Source organism: Nonomuraea sp. NPDC050680 (assembly GCF_040654555.1).
In the GTDB taxonomy this organism is placed as follows: domain Bacteria; phylum Actinomycetota; class Actinomycetes; order Streptosporangiales; family Streptosporangiaceae; genus Nonomuraea.
This window is the reverse complement of the sequence record NZ_JBFAIF010000004.1, coordinates 581,701-603,739: the sequence shown is the minus strand read 5'-3', so window position 1 is coordinate 603,739 and position 22,039 is coordinate 581,701. Positions and strand designations below refer to the sequence as shown.

General features: G+C 70.0%; 21 protein-coding genes. 8 read left to right on the top strand and 13 right to left on the bottom strand.

Going from position 1 to position 22,039, the window contains the following annotated elements; all coding sequences use genetic code 11:
• Window positions 1-116: 116 nt before the first annotated feature.
• Window positions 117-1,985, bottom strand: coding sequence for an LCP family protein (locus AB0H88_RS18465; RefSeq protein ID WP_357645848.1), 1,869 nt, complete (start codon window positions 1,983-1,985; stop codon window positions 117-119).
• A gap of 135 nt (window positions 1,986-2,120) precedes the next feature.
• On the bottom strand, window positions 2,121-3,098 hold the full coding sequence (locus AB0H88_RS18460; RefSeq protein ID WP_357645846.1) for a neutral zinc metallopeptidase: 978 nt from the start codon (window positions 3,096-3,098) through the stop codon (window positions 2,121-2,123).
• Window positions 3,099-3,668: 570 nt separating this feature from the next.
• Here AB0H88_RS18460 and AB0H88_RS18455 point away from each other — a divergent pair.
• Window positions 3,669-4,538 (top strand): LysR family transcriptional regulator, encoded by an 870-nt coding sequence (locus tag AB0H88_RS18455; RefSeq protein ID WP_357645844.1) that lies wholly within the window; start codon window positions 3,669-3,671, stop codon window positions 4,536-4,538.
• Window positions 4,539-4,649: 111 nt separating this feature from the next.
• Here the strand turns inward: AB0H88_RS18455 and AB0H88_RS18450 are convergent, their stop codons facing one another.
• Both AB0H88_RS18450 and AB0H88_RS18445 read right to left on the bottom strand, forming a co-directional pair.
• On the bottom strand, window positions 4,650-5,996 hold the full coding sequence (locus AB0H88_RS18450; RefSeq protein WP_357645843.1) for an ATP-binding protein: 1,347 nt from the start codon (window positions 5,994-5,996) through the stop codon (window positions 4,650-4,652).
• Entirely contained in the window at window positions 5,989-6,663 is a 675-nt protein-coding gene (locus AB0H88_RS18445; RefSeq protein ID WP_357645841.1) for a response regulator transcription factor, read from the bottom strand. The genes AB0H88_RS18450 and AB0H88_RS18445 overlap by 8 nt, the downstream gene beginning before the upstream one ends.
• 145 nt (window positions 6,664-6,808) lie before the next feature.
• Here AB0H88_RS18445 and AB0H88_RS18440 point away from each other — a divergent pair, with 145 nt between their 5' ends.
• The 3 genes from AB0H88_RS18440 to AB0H88_RS18430 are packed head-to-tail and all read left to right on the top strand — an operon-like array spanning window position 6,809 to window position 9,898.
• Window positions 6,809-7,966 carry a sigma-E factor regulatory protein RseB domain-containing protein gene (locus AB0H88_RS18440; protein ID WP_357645839.1) on the top strand — a complete coding sequence of 386 codons (1,158 nt, stop codon included), beginning with the start codon at window positions 6,809-6,811 and terminating at the stop codon, window positions 7,964-7,966.
• Window positions 7,963-8,967, top strand: a complete 1,005-nt coding sequence (locus tag AB0H88_RS18435; protein WP_357645837.1) for an ABC transporter ATP-binding protein — start codon at window positions 7,963-7,965, stop codon at window positions 8,965-8,967. The genes AB0H88_RS18440 and AB0H88_RS18435 overlap by 4 nt, the downstream gene beginning before the upstream one ends.
• Complete coding sequence (locus AB0H88_RS18430; RefSeq protein WP_357645835.1) at window positions 8,954-9,898, top strand: ABC transporter permease; 945 nt, start codon at window positions 8,954-8,956, stop codon at window positions 9,896-9,898. Before AB0H88_RS18435 ends, AB0H88_RS18430 begins: the two co-directional genes overlap by 14 nt.
• A 133-nt stretch (window positions 9,899-10,031) precedes the next feature.
• Here the strand turns inward: AB0H88_RS18430 and AB0H88_RS18425 are convergent, their stop codons facing one another.
• Together AB0H88_RS18425 and AB0H88_RS18420 are read right to left on the bottom strand one after the other, a co-directional pair.
• Window positions 10,032-10,790, bottom strand: a complete 759-nt coding sequence (locus AB0H88_RS18425) for a YcnI family protein (RefSeq protein WP_357645833.1) — start codon at window positions 10,788-10,790, stop codon at window positions 10,032-10,034.
• A gap of 47 nt (window positions 10,791-10,837) precedes the next feature.
• On the bottom strand, window positions 10,838-11,371 hold the full coding sequence (locus AB0H88_RS18420) for an MFS transporter (RefSeq protein WP_357645832.1): 534 nt from the start codon (window positions 11,369-11,371) through the stop codon (window positions 10,838-10,840).
• 130 nt (window positions 11,372-11,501) lie between these two features.
• Between AB0H88_RS18420 and AB0H88_RS18415 the strand changes: the two genes are divergently transcribed.
• Window positions 11,502-11,975, top strand: coding sequence for a hypothetical protein (locus tag AB0H88_RS18415; RefSeq protein ID WP_357645830.1), 474 nt, complete (start codon window positions 11,502-11,504; stop codon window positions 11,973-11,975).
• On the opposite strand, the gene AB0H88_RS18410 is transcribed toward AB0H88_RS18415, so the two are convergent.
• The 4 genes from AB0H88_RS18410 to AB0H88_RS18395 are packed head-to-tail and all read right to left on the bottom strand — an operon-like array spanning window position 11,969 to window position 14,726.
• Complete coding sequence (locus AB0H88_RS18410; RefSeq protein WP_357645828.1) at window positions 11,969-12,190, bottom strand: hypothetical protein; 222 nt, start codon at window positions 12,188-12,190, stop codon at window positions 11,969-11,971. The genes AB0H88_RS18415 and AB0H88_RS18410 overlap by 7 nt on opposite strands.
• Before the next feature lie 7 nt (window positions 12,191-12,197).
• A complete protein-coding gene (locus AB0H88_RS18405; protein WP_357645826.1) occupies window positions 12,198-13,004 on the bottom strand; it encodes an ATP-binding cassette domain-containing protein in 807 nt (268 codons plus the stop codon).
• Window positions 13,005-13,021: 17 nt separating this feature from the next.
• The gene (locus AB0H88_RS18400; RefSeq protein WP_357645824.1) at window positions 13,022-13,810 is read right to left on the bottom strand and encodes an ABC-2 family transporter protein; all 789 of its coding nucleotides are present in this window, start codon (window positions 13,808-13,810) and stop codon (window positions 13,022-13,024) included.
• Window positions 13,803-14,726: an ABC-2 family transporter protein gene (locus AB0H88_RS18395; RefSeq protein ID WP_357645822.1), complete on the bottom strand. Its 924-nt coding sequence runs from the start codon at window positions 14,724-14,726 to the stop codon at window positions 13,803-13,805. Before AB0H88_RS18395 ends, AB0H88_RS18400 begins: the two co-directional genes overlap by 8 nt.
• Before the next feature lie 104 nt (window positions 14,727-14,830).
• On the opposite strand from AB0H88_RS18395, the gene AB0H88_RS18390 reads away from it, so the two are divergent.
• Window positions 14,831-15,805, top strand: a complete 975-nt coding sequence (locus AB0H88_RS18390; protein ID WP_357645820.1) for an alpha/beta hydrolase — start codon at window positions 14,831-14,833, stop codon at window positions 15,803-15,805.
• A gap of 166 nt (window positions 15,806-15,971) precedes the next feature.
• Window positions 15,972-16,805 (top strand): siderophore-interacting protein, encoded by an 834-nt coding sequence (locus AB0H88_RS18385; protein WP_357645818.1) that lies wholly within the window; start codon window positions 15,972-15,974, stop codon window positions 16,803-16,805.
• 259 nt (window positions 16,806-17,064) lie between these two features.
• Here the strand turns inward: AB0H88_RS18385 and aceA are convergent, their stop codons facing one another.
• Window positions 17,065-18,351, bottom strand: coding sequence for an isocitrate lyase (gene aceA, locus AB0H88_RS18380; RefSeq protein ID WP_357645816.1), 1,287 nt, complete (start codon window positions 18,349-18,351; stop codon window positions 17,065-17,067).
• 289 nt (window positions 18,352-18,640) lie between these two features.
• On the opposite strand from aceA, the gene AB0H88_RS18375 reads away from it, so the two are divergent.
• Window positions 18,641-20,101 carry a helix-turn-helix domain-containing protein gene (locus AB0H88_RS18375; protein WP_357646398.1) on the top strand — a complete coding sequence of 487 codons (1,461 nt, stop codon included), beginning with the start codon at window positions 18,641-18,643 and terminating at the stop codon, window positions 20,099-20,101.
• Here the strand turns inward: AB0H88_RS18375 and AB0H88_RS18370 are convergent.
• Both AB0H88_RS18370 and AB0H88_RS18365 read right to left on the bottom strand, forming a co-directional pair.
• The gene (locus tag AB0H88_RS18370; RefSeq protein WP_357645814.1) at window positions 20,086-20,742 is read right to left on the bottom strand and encodes a response regulator transcription factor; all 657 of its coding nucleotides are present in this window, start codon (window positions 20,740-20,742) and stop codon (window positions 20,086-20,088) included. The genes AB0H88_RS18375 and AB0H88_RS18370 overlap by 16 nt on opposite strands.
• Complete coding sequence (locus tag AB0H88_RS18365) at window positions 20,739-21,878, bottom strand: HAMP domain-containing sensor histidine kinase (RefSeq protein ID WP_357645812.1); 1,140 nt, start codon at window positions 21,876-21,878, stop codon at window positions 20,739-20,741. Before AB0H88_RS18365 ends, AB0H88_RS18370 begins: the two co-directional genes overlap by 4 nt.
• Window positions 21,879-22,039 lie beyond the last annotated feature (161 nt).

Sequence of the window (22,039 nt, the reverse complement as noted above, 5' to 3'; positions counted from 1 at the left end):
GCCGAAGAACAACGAGGCCTGGCAGGACGGGCCGGCACTTGGTGAGGCAGAGCGCGGCGAGGCTTACCAAAGGTCCGCAGAAAGCCTCGGCCTGAAGCTGTAGGGCGGGGAGCAGGTCAAAGTCCGCAGAGCTCCGACAGGCTCTTGGCGCTCTTCTGGCTGTTCTGGGTGGGCGTCTGGGTCGGCTTGGCGGCGGCGAACGAACGAGTCGGCTTGGTCGTGGGCGTCCCGGGCGAGGACGTGACGTCAGCCGCCTGCGCGCTCCGTGCCGGCCGGATCGAGTCCTTGATCGCCTTGTCAGCGGCCCGCCGGATCTTGAGCCAGTCGGGACGCCCCGACAGGAACTCCGGCGGCACGAACTGCAAGCTGGTGATCTTGGCGCTCTTCACCTTGACGGCCAGCCCCACGAGCGGCTCCACCAGTTCCTGCGGGATGTTCGTCTGCGCCAGCCGCTTCGTCGCATCGGCGATCTTGCCGAAGTTGAACAGGATCTTGTCGGGCGTCGCCTGCTGCGCGAACGCGCCGATGACGCAGCGCTGGCGGGCCATGCGCGAGAAGTCGTCGCTGTCCACGCGCGAGCGGCCGTACCACAGGGCCTGCTCGCCGGTCAGCTTCTTGTAGCCCGCCTTGATCGTGCCCGCGGTGCCGAAGTGGCCGCCCCACTTGACGTCGCGCTCCACGCGGATCTTGAGGCCCCCGATGGCGTCGACCAGGTCCGCGAAGCCGTACATGTTCATCATGGCGTAGTAGTCGATCTTCAGGTTGAGCGTGTAGCCGATGGCGTCCATCAGCGCGCGCGGGCCCCTGTTCTTACCACCCATGATCTGCGGGTTTTCCGTGGCGTACTGCCAGACCTCGTTGAGCAGGCCGCCGTTGGGCAGTTCCGCCATGAAGCCGTTGGGGAACTGCTTGCGCAGCGGCGAGGTCGGCGGGAAGTGCACGTGCTGCAGGTTGCGCGGCAGGCTGAACAGGACGGTTTTGCCTGTCGCGATGTCCACGCTGGCGATCGTCATGCTGTCGGTGCGCACGCCGGTACGGTCGCCGGCCGCGTCGCCGCCGATCAGCAGGAAGTTCACCCGGTCCTTGCCGTTCCAGGGATCGTTCTTCTTGATCGGCGCGATACTCGGGTCAGTGCTCTGGGCGATGGGGACGAAGATCTTCTGGGACGCGTTGCGTAGGGTCAGGACGAAGTTCGCGGTGAAGGCGAAGGGTGCCATGACCGAGACGCAGAGCACGCCGACCACGATGCCGGAGACGATCTGGCCCTGCTGTTTCAGCCGGTTGGGGCCGAGCGCCACGTACGACAGCACGATGACGGCGAACCAGATCAGCGCGAGCACGGCGGCGATGACGATGACCTTCATCTGCATGTCGGCGCTGGCGAATTCAGCGAGGTTGGCTTCGTGGCGCGTCAGCCCGTACGCCAGCGCGGCGAGCAGCAGCACCACGTACGCACCGAGCAGGATCAGGCCGGTACGACGGCGCCCGGCGCGCAGGTGAGCGACGCCGGGGGCGATGGCGGACAGCAATGTCCAGCCGAGCAGGCCGCCCGTGGAGAGCGGCTTGGCGAACTGCGGCGCCGCCGAGCCCGCCCGCGGTCGGGGCTTGGGCCGCCCGGAACCGGAAGACGCGGGACCGCGAGCGCCTTTGCCGCCCCGGACCTTCCCACCGGGACCGGTCTCGCCCGGCCCGGTCCCGCCAGGACCGGTCTCGCCCGGCCCGGTCCCACCAGGACCCGCCGGACGTGTGCCGGCCGGACGCGCGCCGTGGCTGTCCGCGGCTGGGGGACCGTCCGCGGGGGCGTCGTTCTGCGATGAGCCGTCCGCGGGGGCGCGGTGCTGCGGCGTGCCGTCCGCGTCCGGCGGTTCGCCCGTATGGCCGGCGTCCGAACCCTCTCCTGGTCCGGTTTCGGGCCCTGTGCCCGAGCGGCGGGGAGCGCGCCGTTTTCTGCCCTCGGGCGCGTCCACCCCATCGCGCTTGCTCACACCGGCTCCTTCACACGCCTACCTGGCGAAAGCCATGGTTTTTACACCCCGTAGGGCACAAGATTGCCAGGAGTCTAGCTCCCATATAGGGACATCCAAGACATGTACCCAACCTGAGATGAACACGCCGTGACATCAGGAGGTCGTCGACGAGGCCGCCATCCAGGTGTTGCACTGGAACGCCTGGTTCCTCTCCCAGCCCTGACGGAACCACCGGTTGTTGTTCACTCTGGTGCCGTGGTCGCGGGGATATCCGGGGTAGTCGCCCACCTGCCCGTAGAACCAGAAGAGGCGGGCCCGGTTCGAGGTGTTGACCGGGTAGGAAGCGGCCACCGACCGCATCCACATGCCGCCGAAGCAGGTCGCCTGGAGCTCCAGTTTTCTGCTCAGCGCCAGCTTGCCGCTCCGGCTGCTGGAGTCGACCGTCTGCTTCCACCAGGAGTCCATCACGCCCGAGATGTTCTGGACGTGGTGCCCGTACTCGTGGGCCAGCATGCTGATGATCCCGCCGTGCCAGGAGAGGAGCTCCCCGTAGCCGCGGGCGTTGCCGTTGCCCCTGGCCATGGCCGAGGTGGAGGCGTAGATGGTGTTGTTGCGCGGGCAGTAGTACGGCACCATGCTCCCCGGCGACGGATAGTCGCCGCAGGCGCCCCTGCCGCGCGTGGCCACGATCGAGTAGCTCGGCGGCGTGAACCGGATGCCCTGCCTCTGCATGATCGGTCCCCAGGCCCGGTCCATGCACCTGCCGGTCTTCAGGATCAGGGCTTTGAGCTGGCTGTGGCTGAAGATGCTCGCGCCGCCCGCCGGGCAGGCCACCCTGGGCAGGGCGCCGGCCCGGTAGAGGGTGTTGTTCCTCGTGCTCGTGTTGAGCGTGGCCCGGGTGGGCGTCTCGGGCTCGGCGGACCGCGTCGCCGTCGGCTCACTCGAGCGGGTCTGGCTCCGCGACTCCGACGGGGACGGCGTCCCGGTGTCGTAGGTGTAGGAGGGGATGGCGACCGGCGTGGTCGTGTCGGACCTGGACGAGCCCCTGAGCATCGCCGCAGCGATCACGAGCAGCACGAACAGCGCCGCCATCGACCCGAACACCGCCCCGAGGATGCCGACCACCCCCATGCCCGACTTCTTCCGCGGCGGCGGTCCCCACGGCCCCGGCGGCATGGGCGGACGCGGGGGAGGAGGCGGCTGCTGAGAATGCCAGGGGCCGCCCTGTGGCGGCCCATAGGGCCCGCCCGGCGGGAACTGCTGCCCATGGGGCGGCGCCCCGTACGGCTGCCCCTGCGGGGGATACACCGGCCCCGGCGGAGGCGGCGGGTAGACCGGTCCCTGCGGGGGAGGCGCCTGCTGTCCCGGCGGCGGGGCAGGATGACCGTAACCCTGGGCCTGCGGCTGAGGGTGACCCGGCGGCGGCCACGGGCGCGACGGTGGCCGCAGGGGCTGACCTGGCCCCTGAGACGGGGGTGGATGCTGCCCGTTGCCTGTCACCGTGTATCCCCCTTTACTCGGTTGTCCGTAAAGAGCGACTTGGTGCGTCACTGGTTGGACATTTGCCGAATTTGGGGCAGAAGCATACCGATTTATCACCCGTCACAGAAGTCGCAGTGCCCGGCTACGGTCCGAAATCATTCGAGGTGATCTCTGCTATGTCCCGGACCGCACGGCAGCTGGTGTCCTAGCTTCTTTGACATGAACCTCCAGCAGCTCCGCTACGTGGTCGCGACTGCGGAGCACCGCACCATGACCGACGCGGCCAGATCGCTCTATATCGCGCAACCTGCGCTTTCGCGCGCGATCCGCGATCTGGAACGGGAACTCGGCATGACGCTCTTCGCCAGGTCCGGACGCGGTGTCGTCGTCACCGCACAAGGCCGGCGGGTGGTCAAACTGGCAAGGGAGGCCCTCGACGCCGTACACGAGATCGAGAGCCTGTCCAACCACGGCAGCACAGGGGAGGCGGAGCTCCGCATCGCCTCCACGCCCAGCCTCGAACCCGGCCTGGCCGGACGGCTGCTGCCCGCCTACACCGCCGAGCACCCAGGTGTCCGCGTGCACATCGTCCGTTGTGACGGCCGTGACGCCGTCGTCAACGCCATCAGGGATCAGCGGGCCGACCTCGGCCTGACCGATCTGCCCGTACCCACCGATCTGATCACCCATCCGCTCGAACGCCAGGAGATCGTACTGATCTCCCCACCCGGCCTCGAACTGCCCAATCCCGTACCCATGGGCAAGCTCGACGGGATGCGCCTGGCCCTGCCCGCACGGGGCAGCGTCCGGCGCAGGGAACTCGACGCGATGTTCGGCAAGTACGCCGTCAGCCCGGTCGTCGTGCTCGAAACCGACGAGCGCAACGGCTGGCTCAACGCCGTACGTACCGGCCAGGCGTCACTGCTGTGGTACCGCGGCATGGCCGAACAGGCCGGCCGGGCGGGCCTCGTGGTGCGCTCGCTGGAACCCGCGGTCCGCCGCGTCATCGCCGTCGTGCACGCCCGTCGCCGCCTGCCGCCGATCGCCCAGGACTTCCTGGCCGCCGCCGAAAAGGGCAGCGCCGCCTGACCCGTCCTGAGCACATCGCCTTCGGCCGCCGCCGCGCCCGGCCGGAAGCGAGGACTCACCCCCGCACGAACCCGCACGAACCCGCACGAACCCCGTGCGCGAACCCCCTCCTCACCTCGCCACAGGCAGCCGCACAACCGCACGCAGCCCCGGTGCGGCGTCCTCCAGATGCACCCCGCCCCCGTGTGCCCGCACGGTCTCCCGGACGATGGCCAGGCCAAGCCCAGCGCCGCCCTCGTCGCGGCTGCGGCCCGAGTCCAGCCGCGTGAACCGGTTGAACACCCGCTCGCGATCCTGCTCGGGAATGCCGGGCCCGTCGTCGGTCACCGTCAGCACCCCATCGGCGGTCAGCGCCACCTCCACCTTCGACGAGGTGTGCCGCACGGCGTTGTCCATCAGGTTCGTCAGCACCCGGCTCAGGTCCAGCGCGTCGCCGCGGACCACGACGGGATCGCACACGGTCAGCCGGGCCTCGCCGTACCTGTCGACGGTCTGGCGCACCACCTCGTCGAGATCGACCGGCTCGCGCCTGGCCGGCACGCCGCCGCGCTCGTCCAGGCGGGCCAGCGCCAGCAGGTCCTCGGCGAGCCTGGACAGCCGCATCGCGTCCTCCATCACGCCCTCGGCCGTCTCCGGCCAGTCCTGGCCCTCCGGATGGCCGAGCGCCACCTCCAGCTGCAGCCGGATGCTGGCCAGCGGGCTGCGCAGCTCGTGCGCGGCGTCGGAGACCAGCGCCCGCTGACGCTGTTCGGCCTCCTCCAGCCGGGCCAGCATGTCGTTGAGCGTGGTGGCCAGCGAGTGCACCTCGTCGCGTGACTCGGGCACCGGCAGCCGGCGCGACCTGGCGGTGTGCGTGATCTCGGCGGCGCCCCTGCGCAGCGCGGCGATCGGCCGCAGCGTCCGGCCGATGACCACCCAGCTCGCCACGGCCAGCGCCACGATGAGCATCGGCGTGCCGACCAGCAGCACCCGGCCGGCCGTACCGAGGCTGGTCTGGATCTCGCCGATGGGCCTGGCCGCGACCACGGTCCTGCCATGGTCGGCGCTGATGACCACCACGCGCAGCGGCCCGGAGATCGCGAACGGCCGGCCGTCCAGGAACGTGGCCTGGCCGTCGCGCAGCACCTCGGCCCGCTCCCGCGCGTCCAGCAGCGGGACCAGCCGGTCGGCGCCGTAGGTGACGTCCGTGATGCGGCCCGCCGCGTCGATCACCTGCACGATCGTGCCGTCGTGGGTGGCGATCGGGCTGGTCAGCGTGCCGGCGTCGGCCTGCACCCGCACGGTCTGGGCCTGCTGCTGGGTCGAGTCGTCCACGGTGCCGATGAGGGCCCGGTTCAGGACGGTCAGCAGCACCGACGCCGAGATGGCCAGCGCGAGCGCGAGGACGGCGGCGGCCACGACCGTCAGCCGGAAACGCAGCCCCTGGCGGCGCCACCAGAGCAGCGGCGAGTCAGCCACCGTCGCCCGCCAGCCGGTAGCCTGCGCCCCGCACGGTCTGCAGCGCGTTCCTGCCGAACGGGACGTCGACCTTGCGTCGCAGGTAGCCCACATAGACCTCCACCACGTTCGGGTCGGTGTCGAAGGTGTCCCACACGTGCTCCAGGATCTCCGACTTCGACACCACCTCGTCGCGCCGGCGCAGCAGATATTCCAGCAGCGCGAACTCCCTGGGCGTCAGCTCGATCACCTGCTCACCCCGCTCCACCCTGCGCCGCGCGGGGTCCAGCGTCAGGTCGCCCGCCGCCAGCACGGCGGGCCGCCGCCCGGAGTCGCGCCGCAGCAGCGCGCGCAGCCTGGCCACCAGCACCACGTACGAGAAGGGCTTGGTCAGGTAGTCGTCGGCGCCCAGATCGAGGCCGTCGGCCATGTCGTATTCGCCGTCCTTTGCGGAGAGCATCAGGATCGGCACCCAGTTCTCCTCGGCGCGCAACTGCTTGCACACGTTGTAACCCGACAGCCGGGGCAGCATGATGTCGAGCACCACGATGTCGTATTCGCAGTGCCGGGCCGCGTGCAGTCCCTGCTCGCCGTCGTGGGCGAGGTCCACGGCGAAGCCCTCGGCCTGGAGCCCCCGCTGCAGCGCGGCCGCCATCCGCCGCTCATCCTCGACGACAAGTACTCTCATGTGGCGATTCTCCCGTCCCTGCCCTGTGACCACGCTGAGAAGGCTGAGAGCCGTCTCAGCTGGTCTCAGGCTCGCCTAAGCATGCATGACGCAGGCTCTGGTCATCGACATACCGTTAAGGAGTGAGATGCGCAGAGGAACGTTCGTGAGATGGGGAGTTCCGATCGCGGCCGCGGCCGTGATCGCCGGAGCCATGGGGGCCGGTCCGGTCATCGCCGCGGTCAGCGGCGATCCGGTGCTGCCCGAGCGTACGGCGCAGCAGTTGCTCGCCGACGCCGCGGCGGCCACCAAGGACAAGGCCGGTCCGCCGCCCATGTCCGGCACCGTGCAGCAGACCGCCTCGCTCGGTCTGCCCGCACTGCCCGACATGGGCGGCGCGTCGCCGCTGAGCCTGCTGTCCGGCTCGCACGAGGTGAAGGTCTGGTACGGCGCCGGTGACAAGCTGCGGGTCGCCATGCCGACGCAGTTCGACGAGTCCAACCTGATCGTCAACGGCGACCAGGTCTGGTACTGGGACAGCGGAGACAACACCGCGACCAAGATCAAGATGGCGCAGGGCGCCGGGAAGCCGCACGAGCTGCCCACGCCGGGGCCGGCCGACGTGACCCCGCAGCAGGTGGCCGCCAAGCTCCTGGCCAACGCCGACGAGCACACCGCCATCCGGGTGACCAACAACGCCCAGGTGGCCGGCCGTGCCGCCTACCAGCTCGTGCTCGCCCCCAAGGACGAGGGCTCGCTGGTGCAGGAGGTGCGGCTGGCGCTCGACGGTGAGACGTACATGCCGTTGCAGGTCCAGGTCTACGCCAAGGGCTCGGCCGAGCCGGCCTTCCAGGTCGGCTTCACCCAGGTGACCTTCACGCCGCCGGCGGAGGAGAACTTCTCCTTCACCCCGCCCGCGGGCGCCAAGGTGAAGGAGGAGACGATCGGTGCCGGCGGCGACGCCGAGCAGGCCGAGCAGAAGGCGGAGTCGGCCAAGGAGGCCCGCAAGGACACGAAGGTCGTCGGCGCCGGCTGGACCAGGGTCGCGGTCCTGCCCGCCACGCTGGACGATCTGACGGCCAAGCCGGCCGAGACGCCGTCCGACGGCAAGCCCGGCGAGCACTGGAAGGGCGGCTCGGAGGGCACCGACCCGAGCGCGCTCGTCCAGAACGTGCTCAAGACGGCCACCCCGGTCAGCGGCACGTGGGGCTCGGGCAAGCTGATCAAGACCAAGCTCGTCACCGCGCTGCTGACCGACGACGGCCGGCTGCTGGTCGGCGCGGTCACGCCGGAGGAGATCACCAAGGCGGCGGGCACCAAGTGACCGTTGTCACGCATGAAGCGGGGGCGCCCTTCGGGGCGGCCCCGCCCTCCGGCGACTCGGCGATCGTCACCCAGGGCCTGACCAAGCGTTTCCGCGGCGGCCAGGTCGCGGTCGACGCACTGGACCTGACCGTGCCGCGCGGATCGGTCTTCGGCTTCCTCGGGCCCAACGGCTCGGGCAAGACCACCACGATCCGCATGCTGCTCGGCCTGGTGGCGCCCACGGCCGGCGAGTACTCCGTGCTCGGCCTGCCCCTGGCGGACGCACTGCCCCGGGTGGGGGCGCTGGTCGAGGGGCCGGCGTTCTACCCGTACCTGTCGGGCGAGGCGAACCTGTACCGCTTCGACGCCACCGACCCCACCGCCCCCGGCGGCACCGCGAAGAAGCGGGTCACCGAGGCCCTGGAGCGGGTCGGCCTGTCGGCCGCCGCGGGCAAGCGCTTCCGCAACTACTCACTCGGCATGCGCCAGCGCCTGGCCATCGCCGCCGCCCTGCTCGGACCCCGTGAGCTGCTCATACTCGACGAGCCCACCAACGGGCTCGACCCGCAGGGCACCCGCGAGGTACGCGCGCTGGTCAAGGAGATCGCCGCCGACGGCACCACGGTCTTCGTCTCCTCGCACCTGCTGACCGAGGTCGAGCAGATGTGCACGCACGCCGCGATCATGCGCGCCGGCAACCTGGTCGCCCAGGGCACGATCGCCTCGCTCAACGGCGGCCTCACCACCCGCGTCAGGGTCGAGACACCGGACGTCGCCGACGCGGCGCGGGTGCTCGGCACACTCGGCCTGGCCGACGTGCGCATGCCTGACAGTGATGGGGGCACTCATCACGGGGGCGCCGCCGCGGTGACGGCGGACCTCGGCGCCAAGGCGCCCGAGGACATCAACGCGGCGCTGGTACGGGAGGGCGTCGCCGTGCGCGGGCTGGCCGTCGTACGGCCGAGCCTGGAGGACGTGTTCGTGGGACTGACAGGGGAGGGATTCGATGTCGACGGCTGAGACGCAGGAGCGCCGGATGCCGGGGCTGGTGCCGGTGACCGAGACGATGCGCACCGCCGAGCGGCGGCCGTCCGAGCCGTCCGAGCCGTCCGAGCCGGCGGGGCCGCCGGTGCGCCTGGCGTCGGCGTTCTGGCGGCTGCTCGGCTCCGAGCTCGGCCTGACGTTCCGGCGGCCGCGCAACCAGGTGATGCTGGCCGTCGTGGCGTGCGTGCCGGTGCTGATCGGCATCGCGTTGCGCATCGCCAGCGCCGACGAGGCGGTCGGCGGGCTCATCGGCTCGGTCGCGGGCAATAGCCTCATGCTGACGTTCGCCTCGTTCTCCTTCCTGGTGCTGCTGCTGATGCCGATCGCGGTCAGCGTGGTGGGCGGTGACTCGATCGCGGGCGAGGCGGGGGCGGGGACGCTGCGGTACCTGCTCGCCGCGCCCGCCGGCCGGACGAGACTGCTGGTCGTGAAGTACCTCAACGCGGTGGTGTTCGCCTACGCGACCACGGTCGTGGTGGCGCTGTCGGCACTGGTCACCGGGCTGGTCCTGTTCCCGGTGGGGCCGGTGACGCTGCTGTCGGGCAGCACCATCTCGGTGGCCGAGGGCCTGCTGCGGATCCTCATCACCGTCGGGTACGTGGGCGCGGGCATGGCGGCCCTGGCGGCCGTGGCGGTGGCCCTGTCGACGTTCACCGAGGTGTCCATCGGCGCCATCGCGGCGACGATGATCCTGGTCATCGTCACCCAGGTGCTCAGGGCCATCCCGCAGCTCGAAGCGATCACGCCCTACCTGCTGCCCAGCTGGTGGACCAAGTTCGACGCGGTGCTGCGCAGTCCGGTCGACTTCGCGGGCCTCGGTCAGGGACTGCTGGTCTTCGGGGCGTACATCCTGCTGTTCGGCTCCATCGCGTGGGCCCGCTTCTCGGGCAAGGACATCACCTCCTGAGCGGTCCGGGCCGGCGAGATCCGACCCGGACCGTCTCGGCGGTCCGCCATCAGCAGAGAGCCGCCCGAGCCGCCCGAGCCGCCCGTACGTCAGGACGGGCGGCGGCGTCGAGCGGTGGCCCCGGGCCAGGGCGTCAGGACGGGCGGCGGCGCAGGGCCAGGATGGCGACCACGATGCCGATGACACCCACCACGAGCCCCGCACCGCCCAGCAGGCGCGCGGTGCCGTCCGAGGAAGAGCCGGCGGCCACCTTGCTGACAGAGGGGGATGCCGACGCGCCGGGGGCTGACGCGGCGGCCGACGGGGAGCCGGCGTGGTGCGAGTCGGTCGCGGTCGCGGGGGTCAGCTTGAGCGTCGGAGCCGGGTGCTCCGCCTCGCTGCCGTCCGCCTTCGGGGCATCCGCCCACTTGACCACTTCGCCGCCCGAGTATGTCTGCGTCGTCGGGAAGGCGAGCTGATCGGTGTCCGTGGGCAACTGCCCCATGGACACCTCGAACTCCTGGAACTCGCCCTTACCGATCTTCCCGCCGGACCAGACGACCTTGGTGACGGCCTCTTTCAGATCGCCGTACTCGGTCTTGATGGGCTTGGGCAGCTTGCCCTCGGTGACCTTGACGCTCCACCCCGGCACCGGCTTGACCGAGACGAACGCCAGCGGGTGATCGGTGGGGAAGGAGACCTCGACCTTGACGGTCGAGGCGTCGTCGCGCTCGTTGGGCACCCGGAAGGCGACCTTGCTGAAGCCGCCCTGCTCGGCGGTGCCCGGGTTGATCGAGACGTGGGCCAGCGCCGGAAGGGCGAGGCCGGCGGTGATGGCGGTGGCGGCGGCCAGGACGGTCGCCGTACGACGCATGACGGACAGACGCATGACGGACAGACGCATAACGGACATGGGGAATCTCCACTGGAATGAGCGGGGGTCGAAAAGGTGTCAGGGGATCAGGCGGGCAGTGGAGGACCACGCCTGGCGACACAGTGCAGGAGCAGCGGATCGACCGGGACGATGCGTACGATCACCATCGCGACGGCCGGCCGCACAGCGGGCACGGCGACCGGGCGCAGCAGCGCCAGACGGTGACCGAGGCGGTGCAGCAGCGCCCAGAGCGCGCTCTCGCCACGCGCCAGCCACCACCCCGTGATCAGCGTGGCCGTCAGGTGGGCCAGCAGCATGCCGATGGCCTGGCCGAGCCCGCGGCCGTGCGGGTGCGAGATGACATAGGCGGTGCTGTCGGCGCCGAACAGCTCATGGAGCCCGAACTGGGCGCACACCAGCGCGACGTTGATCGTCGCGGCCGAGCGCTCCCGGGCGCTCAGCGCCAGGGCCGGCAGCAGCACGGCGCAGAGGCCGAGCGCGGCCGTGTGCGGCGCGGGAACCGAGCCGCCGCCCATCGCGTGCGCGAGCGCGGCGAGTCCCACGCAGACGGCGGCGAAGGCGGCCGTCCGCGCGAGTCTGAGGGGAAGTTCCGCGCGCATGGGTGTGTCACATGCTCTCACGCGGGCAGGGTTCAGGGAGACCGCTACTCCCAAGCCGCGCAATGCCTGGTCGATTTGCGGCAATTGTCGCTAGGGTCGTGCCGAACACGTTGACATTGAGGTGAGAACGTTGCGGCACTTTGCAGGATTGCTCATCGGAGTCGTGGTGACCGCAGCGGTGCTGGGAGGCGGTGGCTGGGCCGTCCAGCAGGCATTATCCAGTGCCTCGGCCAACCCCGTGGGCGGCCAGAAGATGTGGATCGCCCTCGGCGCGATGGCGGCGGTCGGGCTGGTCGTGGGACTCGTGGTGGCGGGCCGGGTCTCGCCGATGGCCACGTTCGTGCCCTCGATGGTGTTGCTGGCCTGGACCGTGGTCTACTCCCTCGACGTGAACCGGGCGATCTCCCTGATCCCCGCCGAGCCGTCGGTGAACCAGATCATCAGGGACGTCGGCACCGGTGACAAGATGCTGCTGACCACGGGCGTGTTCGCCCTGCTCGGGGTCGCCCTGTTCATCCCGGTGCTGATGCCCTCCCGCTGGTCGCGGCGGCATGAGGACGAGGATGAGGACTACGAGGAGAGCCCCCAGAGCGGCTATTACTGATCGCCGTCCTCGTGATCGGCGTTCATGCGGGCCAGCGTCCGCATGAACGCCTCGATCTCCTCCTGGCCGATCCCCTCCAAGCGCCCGCGCGTTCGCCGCTCGGGCGCCCTGGGACAGGGTCTTCTCGATTTCACGGGCGCGCAGGTGAGCGTGTTACGGGAGCGCCGCCGGTCGTCCGGGTCGATGCTGCCTACGATCAGCCCGTCGCGCTCCATCCGGCGCTCAGCGGGGGCTGGTGTAGAGGTGGGTGACCACGTCCTCGATCGTGGACTGCTCGGGCGCCGTGGCCATCAGCTCGTCGAGCGTGCCGTCGAAGGCCAGTCGCCCATGGTCGATCAGCATGACCCGGCGGCAGAGCCGTTCGATGTCGCCCAGGTCGTGCGTGGTCAGCAGCACGGTCGTGCCCTGCTCGGCGTTGAGCCGGCGCAGGAACGCCCGGATGCTCGACTTGCTGACCACGTCGAGCCCGATAGTCGGCTCATCGAGCACCAGCACGTCGGGCGCGTGCAGCAGCGCGGCGGCCAGGTCGCCGCGCATGCGCTGGCCCAGGCTGAGCTGACGCACCGGCGTGCGGGTAAAGCCGCCCAGGTCGAGCGTCTCGGTCAGCTCGTCGAGCCGCGCCTTGAAGACCTTGCGATCTACTTTGTAAAGGAGCCGGATCAATTCAAAGCTGTCCCGCAGCGGCAGGTCCCACCACAACGTCGTACGCTGCCCGAACACCACGCCGATGCGCCGCGCCAGCGTCGTGCGCTTGCGCGAGGGGTCGAGTCCGGCCACCCGTACCCGGCCTGAGGTGGGTGTCAGGATGCCGCACAGCATCTTGATCGTGGTGGACTTGCCGGCGCCGTTGGGGCCGAGGTAGCCGACGAACTCGCCCGGCGCCACGGTGAACGACAGGTCGCGTACGGCGTGCACGACGTCCCCCTTGAGCTTGAGGCCCTTTAGCTTGAGGCCCTTTAGCTTGAGGCCCTTTAGCTTGAGACTCCTTCTCACCTTGAACGAGCGCCCGGCCTGGTCGAGCTCGATCATCCCTAGCTCCTTCATCCCTAACTCCCCGTAGATCGGTAGTGCCGGATGCCCAGCCGCCAGGCGACCCCGGCGAGCAGGGCGAGGATCAGGGCCGCGACCGGCCCGAGGAAGCGCATGAAGCCCGGTGTGCCGAACGGGTCGTCCCGATCCAGCACGTAGAGGGCGGGCTGCCAGTTGATGAAGGCCAGCGGCAGCACGTAGGTCACCCCGCGCACCAGGTCGCGGCCGTAGATGGCGAACGGGTACTGAGTGAGCTGGCCACTGCCGTAGGTGAAGGCGTTGGTCACCTCGGGCGCGTCGGTCAGCACGAACTGCAGCGCCCCGGCCAGCGTCCAGAGCGCCCCGAAGATGACCACGCCGGTAACGATCATGACGGGGACCATCCAGAGCCGCCCGGAGTCGAGGTCGAGGGCGCTGATCGCGTAGCCGAGCACGATCGCCGCCTGCAGGATGCGGCCGGCGCGGGTCGGCAGGAAGCGGTCGGCCGCCAGCTGGATCCAGGCGCTCACGGGTCTGATCAGTATGGTGTCGAACGTGCCCGCCTTGATGTGCTGGCTGATCCGGTCGATGTTACTGACGAACAGGTCGCACAGGCAGAAGGCCAGGTTCGCCGTGCCGTACAGGAAGAGTGTCTCCTCGCGGGAGAAGCCGGCCAGGGAGGTGGTGTTGGCGAAGATGATGAGGATCACCGCCACGTCGGTGCCCGCCACGAACAGGCCGAGCACGGCCGTGAGGGCGAAGGAGACCGGGTAGGCCATCGCGGCGCGGGTCCAGGTCCAGGCGAGCAGGAAATAGGTCCTAACCACCCTGGATCACCACCTTGTGGCGGATCGCCCGCGTGCCGAGCGCGCCGGCGGCGAGCAGCGCGGCGGCCCAGCAGCTCTGGAAGGCCAGGGTCTCCAGGACGGGCGCCTTGCCGAGGTAGAGGTCGGTGGGTGCCTGGACCATCGCGGCCCACGGCAGCGCCCTGGCCACGTCGCCGAGCAGGCCGGGGAACAGGCTGAGCGGCAGCAGCATCCCGCTGAAGAGCGTGGTGAGCACCAGCGAGAACGCCCCCACGCCACGCTCGTCGATCAGCCAGCACACCGACAGCGAGACCAGGTAGCGCCAGCCGAAGCTGGCGATCATCCCGGCCAGGAAACTGACCAGGAAGGCGAACCACTGCCCGGGTCCGGCGGGATGGGTGACGCCGAACAGCGCGGCGCCCAGCAGCATCGGCGGGATGCCGCGCACCAGGAACAGGTAGCAGGCCCGGCCCAGGTCCTCCGACAGGGACCAGAGCAGAAGCGAGGCGGGGCGGACGAGGTCGAGCGCGATGTCGCCGCTGCGGATCCGCTCGGGGATGGACAGACCGGTGCCGAACAGCTGCATCGGGCCGATGAGGGCCTGGGTGATGAAGCAGAAGGTGATGGCCTGGGTGACGTCGTAGCCGGCCAGACCGGGTCTGGCCTGCCAGAGGGCGATGAGGATGTAGGCGCGCAGGATGCCGAAGACGCTGTTGGTGAAGGCTCCCGCGATCGCGGCCCAGACGTAGGTGGCGTGTTTGCGGAAACCGTACCGGACCAGCTGCGCATAGAGGGATATGGTTTTGCACCTCCGGAGGGTGATGGCACGGTGACCAACCGTGCCCGGACCCGCACGCGGGTCGGCCGATGGAAGCGTTGAATTATCTGCTTTCCGGTCGGCGATCCGCAACGCGATAAACGACGCGCGGGCCGCCATTCGGCCTGGTGTGACACCTCGCCGAAATAGTCCCGTAAGCGAGGAGATACTTACTTGCGAGTAGAGCGATGTTCTGGGGGGAAGGAGATTCATCGGAGGGATATATGGACTTGGACAGGGACGTCGCTCCCGACTATCCACTGAGCTGGCAGGCTCGCGCGGTCACCGGTCTGATGCGCGGGACCCTCAAGCCGGCCTCTCACCTCCTGATGCGCCACCCCGTGACGATCGACTGCGCCGCCCGGATCGGCGAACTGGGCCGGTTGGTGCCGTTACGGCCGCCCGGCCATGTGGACGTCGAGCCGGCCGCCTTCTCCGCGTGCGGTGGTGAGTGGGTGCGCGGGGGCGCGGATCTCGACGAGGGCAAGGTGCTGCTGTACTTCCACGGCGGCGGCTACTTCTCCTGCTCGCCCCGGACGCACCGGCCGATCACCTGGCGTCTGTCCGTCGCGGCCCGCCGCCCGGTGCTCGCCCTCGACTACCGCCAGGGGCCGGTCCACAAGCTGGCCGACTCCCTGGGCGACGCGCTGGACGCCTACGACTGCCTGCTGAAGCGCGGGTACGCGCCCGAGGACGTCCTGTTCGGCGGCGACTCGGCGGGCGGGCATCTCACGCTCGCCACCCTGCTCGCCCTGCGCGACCGCGGCCTGCCACTCCCGGCCGCGGCCGTCTGCCTGTCGCCCTGGGCCGACCTGACGGATCTGCCCAAGCGCGCGAACCGCTGGCAGGACCCGATGCTGCCGGCCGGCCGCATCCGCTGGCTGGCCCGGCGCTGGACCTCCGGCCTGGACCCGCGCGATCCCCTCGTGTCGCCCGTGCTCGGCGACTTCACCGGCCTGCCGCCGCTCATGATCGTCACCGGCTCGACGGAGGTGCTCAGGGACGAGGCCCGGCGCGTGGCGGTCAAGGCCAGGCTGGCGGGGGTGCCGGTGACGTACGAGGAGTGGCGGCGGATGCCGCACGTGTTCCCGATCCTGGCCGACGTGCTGCCCGAGGGCAGGCTGGCCTTCCGGCACATCGCGAGGTTCTTCGCCGCGGTCGCGGGGGTGCGGTCGGCCTCGCTGGAGGACGCGGCCTGACCCCTTGGGGTCCAAGGTGGTCGTCGTGATGCGATGCTGGATGTGTCGCGGCGAGTGAATGGTGTGCAGGAATCACCTCTTTGTCGTTACCCGTGGCCGCTCGCTCTGACCGGACCGGGAATCAGGGTGTAGGTTAGGCATGCCTAATATTTCGAGGAGTGTTCCGATGGCTGACAAGCCCAGAGATCACCACCGCGGTGTAGTGATACGTACGGAGCGGATCACGCCGCACATGATCCGTGTCGTGGTCGGTGGTGAGGATCTGCGGGACTTCGCCACCTCGGGTCTCACCGATCACTACGTCAAGCTCGTCTTCCCGCACGAGGGGGTCGACTATCCGGTCCCGTTCAACGTTCAGCATGTACGCGAGACCATGCCACGGGAGGTCTGGCCGCGACTGCGCAGCTACACCGTACGAGCCTGGGATCCCGACGCCGGGGAGATGACGCTCGACTTCGTCTACCACGGCGAGGAGGGCATCGCCGGGCCGTGGGCCGCGCGGGCCGTGCCCGGCGACGAGCTGTTCATGCTCGGCCCCGGCGGCGCCTACGCGCCGCGCCCGGAGGCGGGCTGGCATCTGCTCGTCGGTGACGAGAGCGCGCTCCCGGCGATCGCGGCCGCGCTGGAGGCGCTGCCCGACGGCGCCACCGCCTACGCCTTCATCGAGGTCGACGGGCCGGAGGAGGAGCAGAAGCTGCGGGTCTCAGGTGACACGCGGCTCGTCTGGCTGCACCGCGGCGGCGCCCCCGTCGGTGCGGCGCTGGTGAAGGCGGTGCGCGAGCTGGAGTTCCCCGACGGTGACGTGCATGCGTTCGTCCACGGCGAGGCGGGGTTCGTCAAGGAGTTGCGGCGCCACCTCCGGGTCGAGCGCAAGGTGCCGATGGAGCAGCTGTCGATCTCCGGCTACTGGCGGCTCGGCGCCGACGACGAGGGCTGGCGGGCCGCGAAGCGGGACTGGAATCGCCAGGTCGAGGCCGAGGAGGCCGCGGCGCTCGGCTAGGCTCCGCGCCGACCCGCCGCATCCTGTTCGAGGCGCCGCGCGTGGAGGGCGTGCCCGCTCTGTTGCGGCCCGCGGTCGAGGCGGCGCTGGCCAAGGCGCCAGGCGACCGGCCCAAGGCCGCCGACCTGTTACGCGTCCTGCTCGCCGCATGACCAGGGCATGAGGTGGCCGCGCCAGGCCGGGGGGGACGTCTGGCGCGGCCGGGTTCGCCGGGAGAACACCTGCCCATGTCCTGGAGGTGCCCGGCGAGACTGGGAAACTAGTGGGCGAACTGCTCTTCCTCCGTGGAGCCCCTGAGGGCGGTGGTGGAGGAGTCCGGGGCGATGGCGGTGCTGATCAGGTCGAAGTAGCCGGTGCCGACCTCGCGCTGGTGGCGGGTGGCGGTGTAGCCGCGCGACTCGGCCGCGAACTCGGCCTCCTGCAGGGCCACGTACGCCGTCATGCCGTCCGAGGCGTACCCCTGAGCCAGGTTGAACATCGAGTAGTTCAGCGAGTGGAACCCGGCCAGCGTGATGAACTGGAACTTGTATCCCATGTGCCCCAGTTCCCGCTGGAACTTGGCGATCGTGGAGTCGTCGAGGTGCTGCTTCCAGTTGAACGACGGTGAGCAGTTGTAGGCGAGCATCTGATCCGGGTACTCGGCCTTGATCGCCTCGGCGAACTCGCGGGCCACGTCGAGGTCGGGCGTACCGGTCTCCATCCAGAGCAGGTCGGAGTGCGGTGAGTAGGCCAGGCCGCGCGCGATGCACGCCTGGACGCCGTTGCGGACCCGGTAGAAGCCCTCGGCGGTCCGCTCGCCGGTGGCGAAGGCCTGGTCGCGGGGGTCCACGTCACTGGTCAGGAGCGTCGCGGCCTGGGCGTCGGTCCGCGCGATGATCAGAGTCGGAACCCCGGCCACGTCGGCGGCCAGGCGGGCGGCGTTCAGTGTCTTGACGTGCTGGCCGGTCGGGATCAGCACCTTGCCGCCCAGGTGACCGCACTTCTTCTCTGAGGCGAGCTGGTCCTCCCAGTGCACGCCCGCCGCACCCGCGGCGATCATGCCCTTCATGAGCTCGAAGGCGTTGAGCACACCGCCGAACCCCGCCTCGGCGTCCGCCACGATCGGCGCCAGCCAGTGCGGGGCGTCCTGGAGGCCCTCCGACCAGGTGATCTGGTCGGCCCGCAGCAACGCGTTGTTGATCCGGCGCACGACGGCGGGCACGGAGTTCGCCGGGTACAGGCTCTGGTCGGGGTAGGTGTGGCCGCCCAGGTTCGCGTCGGCCGCGACCTGCCAGCCGGAGAGGTAGATGGCCTGAAGTCCGGCCTTCACCTGCTGCACGGCCTGGTTTCCGGTGAGCGCGCCGAGCGCGTGCACGTAGTCCTCGGTGTGCAGGAGGCCCCACAACCGCTCCGCTCCGCGCCGGGCCAGCGTGTGCTCCTCCTGAACGCTACCGCGAAGCTTGATCACGTCCTCGGCGCTGTAGGTCCGTTCGACGCCCGCCCAGCGATGGTCGTTGTCCCATTCGTCCTGCAGCTGCTCAGCAGCTCCCTTGAGGCGATCGTTCATTTTCACTCCTTTGTCGTCCCCTGGGGCCTGTGCCGAGTCTGTGCCCGGGCCGACGTGGCGAAATAGCCTCCTTCGAGCAGAAGAAGCAGCAAATTTCGCGATATATGAAGGTTTGTCCGTTGTTCAGCGGAGAATAAAAGGCAAGTTTTCCATATGGACTAGACCAATGTGATGGGACTCCGGGAGTCTGCGGCACTCATGGTGCTCCGACTCCGATGTCTAGAAAATGGCCGGATTTTCTGTCTAAGATGATCGCATGGCGTCCTTGCTAGGCGAAGAACCGCTGTCTTTGACGCAGGAGCTCGATCTCATCGCGTTTGGGCAACGCCTTCGTCACCTGCGCAAACAGCGTGGCCTGACCCTCTCCGACCTGGGGACACGGGTCAGCAGGGCGCCCAGCCAGCTGTCGCTGCTGGAGAACGGCAAGCGCGAACCGAAGCTCACGCTGCTCAAGTCGCTGGCCGCCGCGCTGGGCGTCCCCGTCGAGGAGCTCCTGCGCCGTCAGCCGCCCAACCGCCGCGCCCAGCTCGAGATCGCCCTGGAAGAGGCCCAGCGCGACCCGATCTACGCGAGCCTCGGCCTGCCCCGGCTCAAGGTCTCCGCGCGCGTGCCGAACGACGTGCTCGAACACCTCCTCGGCCTGTACGGAGAGCTGCGCGCCCGGCAAGCGCGAGGCACCGCCACTCCGGAAGAGGCCAGGGTCGCGAACGCCGAGCTGAGACGCCGGCAGCGCGAGGTCGGCAACTACTTCCCCGAGATCGAGAAGGCCGCCGCCGAGGCGCTGACCTCGGTCGGCTACCGCACCGGCGCCCTGTCCCAGAGCACGGTCCAGGGTCTCGTCACCCATTTCGGCTTCACGGTGCACACTGCTCAGGACCTCCCCAGATCCGTACGCTCCATCACCGACCTCCGCAACCGCCGCATCTACGTCAAGCACGAGCAACTCGGCATGCACACCCCTCGGACGATCCTGCTGCAGACCCTCGGCCACCTCGCGCTCGGCCACGGCAAGCCACGCGACTTCGCCGACTTCCTGCGGCAGCGCACCGAGGCCAACTACTTCGCCGCCGCGGTGCTCGTACCGGAGAAGGCCGCGGCCCTCTACCTCCAGGAGGCCAAGTCGGACCGGGCGCTGTCGGTGGAGGACCTGCGTGACGTGTTCGCGGTGTCCTATGAGATGGCCGCCCACCGCTTCACGAACCTGGCCACCCATCACCTCGATCTGGTCTGCCACTTCGTCCGCAACGACGCGGGCGGCACGATCTACAAGGCGTACGAGAACGACGGGATCGTCTTCCCCGCCGACGAGCAGGGGGCGATCGAGGGGCAGCGGATGTGCCTGCAGTGGTCGGGCCGCCAGGTGTTCTCCTCGCCGGACCGGTTCTCGGTGTTCTACCAGTACTCGGACTCGCCCACCGGCACCTATTTCTGCGTCGCGCACGTGGACCCGTCGCGGGAGCGGGACTTCGCGATCACGCTCGGGGTGCCGTTCAGGGAGTCGCGGTGGTTCCGGGGCAGGGAGACCACCAACCGCACCAAATCCAACTGCCCGACCGGGGACTGCTGCCGCCGCCCGCCCACCGAGCTGGCCGAACGCTGGGAGGGCTACGCCTGGCCCTCGGCCCGCGCCAACTCACACGTCCTGGCCGCCCTCCCGCCGGGGTCGTTCCCGGGAGTGGACGAGGCCGACGTCTACACCTTCCTGGAACGGCACGCCGCCGCGATCCAGGCGAATCAGGCGAGCCGATAGCCCACGCCGGGGGTGGTGGTGATGACCGGTGGTTCGCCGAGCTTGCGGCGCAGCCGCCCGATGGTCACGGTCACGGTGTTGGTGAACGGGTCGGCGTTCTCGTCCCAGACCCGCTCCAGCAGTTCCTCGGCGCTGAGGAAGCCGGGGCTGGCCCGCAGCAGCGCCTGCAGCAGGGCGAACTCCTTCACCGAAAGGCTCAGCTGCCTCCCGTCGCGCACGGCGGTCCGGTGGATCGGGTCCAGCTCGATCCCGGCGGCGCGCAGGGTCCGCGGGCGCGCGTCCGGCCTGCGGCGGGCCAGCGCCTGGACACGCAGGACCAGCTCCGGGAAGTGGAACGGCTTGGCGAGGTAGTCGTCCGCGCCGAGGGTCAGACCGCTGACCCGGTCGCCGGGCGCCCCGGCCGCGGTCAGCATCAGCACCATCGGGCGGTCCGGCCGCTCGCTGATCATCTGGCACAGCGTGTCGCCGTGCAGGCCGGGCAGATCGCGGTCCAGGACCACCACGTCATACTCCGTGAGCTCGAGCTTGGCGGCGGCGCTCAGCCCGTCGTAGGTGATGTCGACCGCCATCCCCTGATCGCGCAGCCCCTCGGCGACGACCTCGGCGAGCGGCCGCGCGTCCTCGACCACCATGATCCTCATGCCGTCGCCCCGGCCGGCAGAGCGATCGAGACTCCCAGGCCGCCCTGCGGCCGGGCGAGCAGGTCGAGCCGTCCGCCGTGCGCCGCCGCGATCGCCGCCACGATGGACAACCCGAGGCCGGAGCCGTTCTCGGACCCGGTGCGGTCGACGCCGAGCCGTTCGAAGGGCCGCGCGAGCCGGTCCACGTCCCGCTGGTCGAGTACCCGTCCGCCGGTCCGCACGATGAGCCGGACCTCGGCGCCCTCCCGGAGGGTCTCGGCGTGGATCCAGCCCTCCTCCTCGTTGTGCGCCACAGCGTTGTCGATCACGTTCTGCGCCATCCGGGAGAGCAGCGCGGCATCGCCCCGGGTGCCGGCGGCCCGCAGCCGCGTGGTCACCTCCAGCCGTTTCGCCGCGATCGCGGCGGCATGGCCGGTCAGCGCCCGCGCGACCAGATCGTCCAGGTCGACGACGGCGGCCTCGGCCAGGGCGCCATGCTGGGCCCGGGCCAGCACCAGGAAGCCGTCGAGCAGCTGATCCACCTGGTCCAGCTGGGTACGCAGCCGATCACCCACGACGAGCGTCTGCGTCGGCACGCCGGGTTTGGCGACCGCGACGTCCAGCGAGGCCCGCATGGTCGCCAGCGGGGTCCGCAGCTCGTGCGAGGCGTTGGCGACGAACCGGCGCTGGGCGGCGAAGGACGCCTCCAGGCGTTCCAGCAGGCCGTCGATGGTGTCGGCGAGGTCCTTCACCTCGTCCGCCGGGCCGCTGACGGCCAGCCGCCGGTCCAGGTTGTCGGCGGAGATGCGCCGGGTCGCCGCGGTGATCAGCCGCAGCGGGCGCAGCACCCGGCGGGCCAGCGCCCGGCCGACCAGCAGAGACACGATCGCCATCACCACCAGCGCGAGCAGGGAGCCGATCAGCAGCTGCCGGGACTGGTTCGCCTCGGTATCGCCCAGTTGCCGCTGCAACTGGAGAATGTGCCGCTGCGCCGCGGTCATGCCGTCGCCGGCCGGCTGGGGCGGCCCTCCGGTGGAGACCTCGGTGTCGGACAACACGAAGGTCAGGGCCAGCAGCACGATGCCGGACAGCAGGAACACACCGGCGTACAAGATCGTGAACCGGGCCCCAACTGTCCCCTTACGCAGCCTGATCACGCCTCCAGCATGCCCGAACGGACCTAACAACGGTATGACAGGCCCCGGTTCGGGCGATGATAGGCCCGCGCGATCCTGCTCGCGCTGGCGCTCGTCGCCGTGCCCTACACGGTGGCCGCGCTCCCGCTGCTGCCCGACGCTGTGGCGCAATGGCTGCTGCG

Bases quoted from the DNA above. Each gene is read 5' to 3' on its own strand.
- AB0H88_RS18370 (WP_357645814.1), bottom strand. From the start codon at position 20,742: ATGAGGATCATGGTGGTCGAGGACGCGCGGCCGCTCGCCGAGGTCGTC.
- AB0H88_RS18425 (WP_357645833.1), bottom strand. From the start codon at position 10,790: ATGTCCGTTATGCGTCTGTCCGTCATGCGTCTGTCCGTCATGCGTCGT.
- AB0H88_RS18430 (WP_357645835.1), top strand. From the start codon at position 8,954: ATGTCGACGGCTGAGACGCAGGAGCGCCGGATGCCGGGGCTGGTGCCG.
- AB0H88_RS18395 (WP_357645822.1), bottom strand. From the start codon at position 14,726: ATGGCGGCCCGCGCGTCGTTTATCGCGTTGCGGATCGCCGACCGGAAA.
- AB0H88_RS18455 (WP_357645844.1), top strand. From the start codon at position 3,669: ATGAACCTCCAGCAGCTCCGCTACGTGGTCGCGACTGCGGAGCACCGC.
- AB0H88_RS18405 (WP_357645826.1), bottom strand. From the start codon at position 13,004: ATGATCGAGCTCGACCAGGCCGGGCGCTCGTTCAAGGTGAGAAGGAGT.
- aceA (WP_357645816.1), bottom strand. From the start codon at position 18,351: ATGAACGATCGCCTCAAGGGAGCTGCTGAGCAGCTGCAGGACGAATGG.
- AB0H88_RS18460 (WP_357645846.1), bottom strand. From the start codon at position 3,098: ATGGGGGTGGTCGGCATCCTCGGGGCGGTGTTCGGGTCGATGGCGGCG.
- AB0H88_RS18390 (WP_357645820.1), top strand. From the start codon at position 14,831: ATGGACTTGGACAGGGACGTCGCTCCCGACTATCCACTGAGCTGGCAG.
- AB0H88_RS18420 (WP_357645832.1), bottom strand. From the start codon at position 11,371: ATGCGCGCGGAACTTCCCCTCAGACTCGCGCGGACGGCCGCCTTCGCC.
- AB0H88_RS18410 (WP_357645828.1), bottom strand. From the start codon at position 12,190: ATGGAGCGCGACGGGCTGATCGTAGGCAGCATCGACCCGGACGACCGG.
- AB0H88_RS18445 (WP_357645841.1), bottom strand. From the start codon at position 6,663: ATGAGAGTACTTGTCGTCGAGGATGAGCGGCGGATGGCGGCCGCGCTG.
- AB0H88_RS18385 (WP_357645818.1), top strand. From the start codon at position 15,972: ATGGCTGACAAGCCCAGAGATCACCACCGCGGTGTAGTGATACGTACG.